The sequence below is a fragment of the Limosilactobacillus gastricus DSM 16045 genome (assembly GCF_001434365.1).
Taxonomy (GTDB): Bacteria; Bacillota; Bacilli; order Lactobacillales; family Lactobacillaceae; genus Limosilactobacillus; species Limosilactobacillus gastricus.
In genome coordinates this window covers 1-6654 of the sequence record NZ_AZFN01000036.1, presented here as the reverse complement: position 1 = coordinate 6654, position 6654 = coordinate 1, and the positions used below count along the sequence as shown (strand labels likewise).

Annotated in this window: 6 protein-coding genes; 3 read left to right on the top strand and 3 right to left on the bottom strand. The window is 40.2% G+C overall.

Annotated features, from left to right (window positions below; all coding sequences use genetic code 11):
- From FC60_RS08860 to FC60_RS08850, 3 genes are all read right to left on the bottom strand, one after another.
- Positions 1-2072: Ig-like domain-containing protein (locus FC60_RS08860; RefSeq protein WP_056938019.1), on the bottom strand; the 2072-nt coding region annotated here is incomplete at its 3' end.
- Positions 2073-2516: 444 nt separating this feature from the next.
- Positions 2517-3176, bottom strand: a complete 660-nt coding sequence (locus FC60_RS08855; protein WP_056938018.1) for a hypothetical protein — start codon at positions 3174-3176, stop codon at positions 2517-2519.
- A gap of 21 nt (positions 3177-3197) precedes the next feature.
- Positions 3198-3542 (bottom strand): zinc-ribbon domain-containing protein, encoded by a 345-nt coding sequence (locus FC60_RS08850; protein ID WP_056938017.1) that lies wholly within the window; start codon positions 3540-3542, stop codon positions 3198-3200.
- 214 nt (positions 3543-3756) lie between these two features.
- On the opposite strand from FC60_RS08850, the gene murI reads away from it, so the two are divergent.
- The 3 genes from murI to adhP all read left to right on the top strand — a co-directional run bounded on the left by murI (position 3757) and on the right by adhP (position 6524).
- Positions 3757-4554 carry a glutamate racemase gene (gene murI, locus FC60_RS08845; RefSeq protein WP_056938016.1) on the top strand — a complete coding sequence of 266 codons (798 nt, stop codon included), beginning with the start codon at positions 3757-3759 and terminating at the stop codon, positions 4552-4554.
- A gap of 17 nt (positions 4555-4571) precedes the next feature.
- Positions 4572-5339: a flavodoxin family protein gene (locus FC60_RS08840; protein ID WP_056938015.1), complete on the top strand. Its 768-nt coding sequence runs from the start codon at positions 4572-4574 to the stop codon at positions 5337-5339.
- Positions 5340-5501: 162 nt separating this feature from the next.
- Positions 5502-6524, top strand: a complete 1023-nt coding sequence (gene adhP / locus FC60_RS08835; protein ID WP_056938014.1) for an alcohol dehydrogenase AdhP — start codon at positions 5502-5504, stop codon at positions 6522-6524.
- Positions 6525-6654: the final 130 nt, after the last annotated feature.

Genomic DNA, 6654 nt, shown 5'->3' with positions numbered 1-6654 from the left:
GTCGAGGCACTGAGCGATTCACTTGTCGATGCGCTAAGTGATTCACTGGTGGAGGCACTTAGTGATTCACTTGTCGAGGCACTCAACGATTCACTTGTCGATGCGCTCAAGGATTCGCTCGTCGAGGCACTTAACGATTCACTCGTGGAAGTGCTGAGCGATTTACTGGTAGAAGCACTTAAAGATGTGCTAGTTGAGGCACTTTCAGAAGTACTGGTACTTTGAGAGATACTGTGACTTGTGGAGGCGCTCGTTGATTCCGACAGACTAACACTCACAGAATTGTATGTATCTTCGCCAGAGGCTTGTCCGGTACCAGTAAACAAGACGTTAAAGTTATCCCAATAGAAATTTGAGTTATTCGCAAAAAGTTGATTTCGGGTGTAAATTCCGGATCCACTTTCATTAGCCGTAGAAGCATATGACCCCTCAACCACTACCACATATCGATTCGATCCCGGGGCGAATTGCAATGTGTACTGATTATTAGCATATGATATATAGCCATTAAAAGTTGAGGTAACATCAACCCCGTATTGGCTCCAGTCCGTAGTCTCCATACTTGCTGGCGGTGTAACATTATCATATAACCGATAGACTTTAATTGAAGTATCATTGGTATTCACTTCGATTGCATTAGGACTAGTCTCAGTAAGGTTAGCTCCACCAATCAATGTGTATGCAGTGCCAACCCCATTATTACCATATAAATACTGACCATTTTGGTTAACGTAAACCGTCTGCGTATAGCGCCCATTTCCCACATTGTACAACCATGATTCTGTCGAGATTCCAGTCGTATTTAATATCGTCTCGCTAGGTTTAACATAACTGACATAAGTAGTCGCTGAATTTGTACTGCCACCCATTGAGATTGTTAATGTCTGCGATCCACTAAAAGGAACATTGATCATGTCAATCCAGGCTGGCGAAACGAAACTCGCATTAATATTCGTATGGGTCTGTACATAATCGGTTAGCGTGAAGGTTAATTGGTTTGTTGTGGCATCATATGATGAGGTCGCCACAATCGAACCATCCGGTGCCACTAAATTCATTGGCTGTTTGGTCCCATCAGCACTGATCCCATTTAGGTTCAGATTATTTGATAATTGAACCGTTATCGTATCACCAGTTTGAGCACCATCGTTAATATGCATGCTTCCACCAATAGCCAAAGTCCCTTGTTTTTGTGGATAAATGGTACTATCAACATAGATTTTTAAATTAACATCACTAACCAATTGATCATTCGTCGTTGTATCATTCATTGCCAACAACATCAGATTACGTCGGAATAAACTTGCATTAGTTGCGTTAGTAGTAGTGATCTTTGACTCATTTAAAGTCGCTAATAAATTAGGCGTTAATCCAACCGTTTCATATTCGCCTAGCTTGACTGTGTCCGTCCCGGTTGCTACTTCACTATTAACTGAAATCTCCGAATTTGATCCTTCCAATAAAGAACCTTCACTAGTTGAGGACGTGGAAGTTCTCGATTCAACTACAGAATCCGTCGATAGCTGACTTTTAGAAGTTGATACTGATTCAGAAAGACGCTCACTTTGGCTAACGCTAGTTGATAAACTTTCGCTTTTACTAATACTAGTGCTAGTAGACGAGCTTTCACTCAAAGATTCAGAAAGTCTACCCTGGTCCTTGGACTGCGAATTAGATTCCTGACCAACCAAACTTGATGAATCTGCCACTCCTGAAGTTAGATTTACTTTATCCGTGGTCGCTAACGTAGAGGTCGTCGCGTTCGATATCATTACTGATCCAGGATTGGTATCCGCAAAAGTTGTTTGTTGCATGGCATATGCCCCGCCAGTCAGTGCACCCATGGCTGTTAAGCCTTTTAACAGCTCTTTAGTTTTGGCCGAAGATTTACGGTAATCCGTTTCTACAACTCGCTGGTTTCCTTCATTACCTTTAATTTTCAAAAAGTGGAACAATGAGATTTGAGAGAGTAATGAACAAACCCATTGTTTCCCTGATTTGTACATTTTTACCCGAGTATCCCGATCAGCCTCTTTATATATCCCAAAATATTTTTGATTTTTCTTCTTCATAAGCTCCTCCCAACATCTTTCTTCATTTTGTACTTGATGATGTATTCCCAATTAATCATCTGTTATTTACGAATATATTTTAAACTACTAGGTTAAGAGGGATATATACACATATTTAAAAATGTGTACTTATCTAGAAATAGTAATATTTATCATTTTCCTAGATGAAAAGGTATATACCAAATTATCGTTTGATAAATAAAATAAAATTAAGTTCTTTTTTGCATATAAGGATCAATATAATTTCACATTTACATCATAAGTGAGTAATTTGTATATTCCTAAAGTAACGGATTGGACGTTCCTCACGAATATTTACAAAAGAAAAGCACCTAGTAGAAAGTTATCTACTAGGTGCTAACTTTTATAACAATTATTAAGTAAATATCAATTACTTTAATCTCATCAGACATTTAAAATCTGAATTTAGTGTTTCTTACCCAATTATGACAAATCAAGGCTTAAATCATATTCTTTAGTATTGGTGTCATTACTATCAGCGGGGAAGATTTCGCCCTTCCACCGTAAGCCTTTCGTGAAATTACTTAAGTCATCATTACTATCAAAAATGTAGTATAAGGACCCGTCCTTTGTTACCCCAGCATTAATATCACCGCTAAAATCACTTCCGCCGACAATAGCAGCATCCGCTTGTTGACCATCAACAGATAAACTAGAAATATTTAAAAGGGGATCGACATCCTTTTTCGCTGCCACTGATAGATCCATGACTACGATCGTATTCCCTGACTTACCTGAGTAACCAATTTTTTGGCTCGCCGATAAACGATACAAAGTGACTTTTTTGATGGTAAGATCTGCATAGTCGGTCCAGGACGAATCTGTCTGATTTACAGTATAAGTTTTCTTTTGGGTATACTTATATGATTCACCACTCAAAGTGATTGAATTCTTGGAATCCGTTGTCTCCCCACTCTGAGTGGTCGACATTGTCGTTGAAGTCGTATTTCTTAAACTCTGAGTCGCATTCTTGGTTTCCCGCGCGCTCACAAAAACTACCACATCAAAAATCAAGGTGATTACTACTAGAACTCCGATGATCCATCCCCAGACCTTTTTATTCTGGAACCATAATTTTTTCATGATTTCCCTCCATTGTTTCGTTTAAGCAGCCCCTAAGGCAGTAGCAATTGCGGTTGAAATCCAGAAAATGACTGACCATGCCAAACCAATTCCAGCACCATAGCCAGCCGATTTAGCATTGTTGGGCGTTGTTTTTTTCCATACTAAGCATAGTATTAAGCCTACTAAGGGAACACAAAACCCTAAAACACCCCACCATATTGTTCCGGAATCATTTAAATTCGAGGCCTTTTCAACGGTCACTTCAGCAGGTTGACTAGTTCCTTCATCTACAGAAGTTGTTTCTTTAGTTAATGAAGTTCCGCAGTTTAAACAAAACTTGGCACCTTCCTCCACTGCGACACCACAATTCGGACAAAACTTCATGACGATTTCCTCCTTATAGATAATAAAAAAATTAGTATTTTTTTAATTATAACACAAGCATTCAATTAGATGATTATTAAAATATATACATAAAAATCATAAAACAAAAATACATTAATAATTTTTATCCATAATCTTTAAATTAAATCGTTCACTTATTAAACTGATCTCTTCTAAATATGTTATGATGATGGTTCGAGAGGAGCTTTTTAGTATGGATAATCGACCTATTGGTGTCATGGACTCGGGAATTGGCGGACTCTCCATTGTCCGAGTTTTGATGCAAGAATTACCGCATGAATCGATCATATTTGTTGGCGATCAACAACATTTCCCTTACGGAACTAGAACGACTGAAAACATTCGGGAGTTAGCTCTCAAAATTAGTCAATATTTAGTAGCTCAAAACGTTAAATTATTAGTGATTGCTTGTAATACTGCGACGGCTGCCGCTTTACCAATCTTACAAGCTCAGCTTCCCATCCCAGTAATTGGGGTCATTGAACCAGGGGCCCGTGCTGCCATTGAGGTTGCCCAAACGTCACGTATTGGAGTCATTGCTACTGATTCAACTATTCGCTCCCAAGCGTATGCGCAAGCACTCCATCGCTTGGTACCAGAAACCAACGTAGTTAGTCAGGCCACCCAACCCCTTGTTTCAGTGGTTGAACACGGCCTTACGGGGACTTTTCAAGCTCAACAAATGGTTAATAATGCGCTCGCTATTTTTAAGGAGCAACCGGTGTCGGCCTTAATTTTAGGTTGCACCCATTTCCCATTCTTAGAATATGAAATTCACCATTGTTTAGGAAAAGAAGTGGTCTTAATTGATCCAGCCGAAGAAACTGTCAAAACGGTCCATTCCCGATTAGCACAAACTGACCAATTAGCAGACCAGAGTGATCCCCAGTCAACTTTTTATAGCACTGGTGATCAATTAGAACTATTAGCGGGGGTAAATCGATGGGTTAATCCTCAAGCTAAATATCAATGCGCTCATCTCAACTTGTAATTAACGGAGGAAGCAGGATGAAAATTGTTGGTATCTTCGGGGCTCATCAGGCTAGTGGGTTAACCAAACAAATGCTCAATGCCTTGTGGTCGGGAATCCCCCATGACATCGAAACAACGACGATTGACCTCAATCAATTAGTTATCCAGCCTGATATTCCAGGGCAAGCCAACCCCGTTTTAGATGAAATCGAGCGGACCCTAAAAGAAAGCGATATTTGGGTCATTGCTGCTCCTACCTATTGGGGTGGTCTGTCCGGTGAAATGAAACACTTTTTTGATTGCATTCGACCACGGATCGTCCGATTCGATCATCGTGGTGGCATGCACCCAGGCCAATATCGCGATAAACATTACGTCACTTTAACTAACTGTTACGCTTCTAAATGGACCAATCTAACTGATGGCATCACTAATGCGACCTTTAACCAAGTTGATAAAGTAATGACAACTGCCGGCCTACATAAATCTGGTGAAGTTGTTTTAACTGACACTTGGGAATTAACTAAACTTCCTGATAAAAAGGCCACTCAGTTAAAAAACTTAGGCCAAAAACTAAGTCAACTTCAACGAAAGGATGATGAGACCATGAAACGTTATCTTCTTCTATTTGCGGTGGTTGCTATAATGACCTTGATCACCATGGGTATCCAAGCCCTGATTAGCTGGGTTTTTCATTGGCAAGCGGGATTTTGGGGTAATTATATTGCCTTTGTCTGCATTTTCTTTGCGATGTTATCCATCTCACTACATCTTTTAACAGTTAGTCTGCATGCTCGTAAATAATTTGTGATAAAAAATGTAAATTTAGCATTGTTTTGGCAGCAATGCTTTTATTTTAGTCAACTTTAATGTGATTTTTGTCACAAATTCCTTGAAATCGCTTTTCCTTTACACTAGAATTAACAATGTAAATGAAAAACCTAGAAACAAAGGAGTCTTTATACTATGAAAGCTGCAGTTATTAACGATCCAGTTGATGGTTATGTTACCGTTAAGGATGTTCAATTACGGGATTTAGAACCAGGCGAAGCCCTTGTTGACATGGAATATAGTGGCCTTTGCCACACCGACTTACACGTCGCTGCCGGTGACTTCGGTGAAAAACCAGGTCGAATTATCGGACACGAAGGGGTCGGTCGGGTTTCAAAAGTTGCTCCTGGGGTTACCAGCTTAAAGGTTGGCGACCGCGTTTCAATCGCTTGGTTCTACAAGGGATGTGGACACTGTGAATACTGTTTAACTGGTCGGGAAACCTTCTGTCGGGAAGTTGTTAACTCTGGTTACACCGCTGATGGTGCGATGGCAGAACAATGTATTGTACCAGCCGACTATGCGGTTAAAGTTCCAGAAGGCCTTGATCCAGTTCAAGCAACTTCTTTAACTTGTGCCGGCGTAACTGTTTACAAGGCCTTAAAAGTTGCCGATGTTAAGCCTGGACAATGGGTATCTATCGTTGGTGCTGGTGGTCTTGGTAACTTGGCTGTTCAATTTGCCCACAATGTCTTTGGTTGCCATGTTGTCGTTGTTGACGGGAATGAAGATAAACTGCAAGCTGCTAAAGAAAACGGTGCTGAAGTTTTAATTAATCGTCATGATGACAATGTTGCCGAACAAATCCAAACAAAAGTTGGCGGAGTTCATGCTGCTGTGGTTACTGCGGTAGCTGCTGAAGCCTTTGACCAAGCCGTTGATTCGCTTCGTCCAGATGGTCGTTTAGTTGCCGTAGCCTTGCCACAAGGTGACATGAAGTTGAACATCGCAAAGACTGTCCTTGATGGGATTATTGTCGCTGGTTCATTAGTCGGCACGCGTCAAGACCTTGCTGAATGTTTCCAATTTGGTGCTGAAGGAAAGGTCACACCAATCGTTAAAACTCGGAAACTCGAAGAAATCAATGACATGATTCAGGAATTAAAAGACAATAAAGTCGTTGGTCGTAACGTCGTTGATTTTGTTCATAATAAGTAATTTAACAAAAGCATCCGCAACTCGGTTAATTGAACCAAGTTGCGGATGCTTTTTCTAACAGCTCCACTTATTCAATAAAAGACGATATGCGAACCAATGACGATTAGGTATAATGATTTTAGGCTAATGA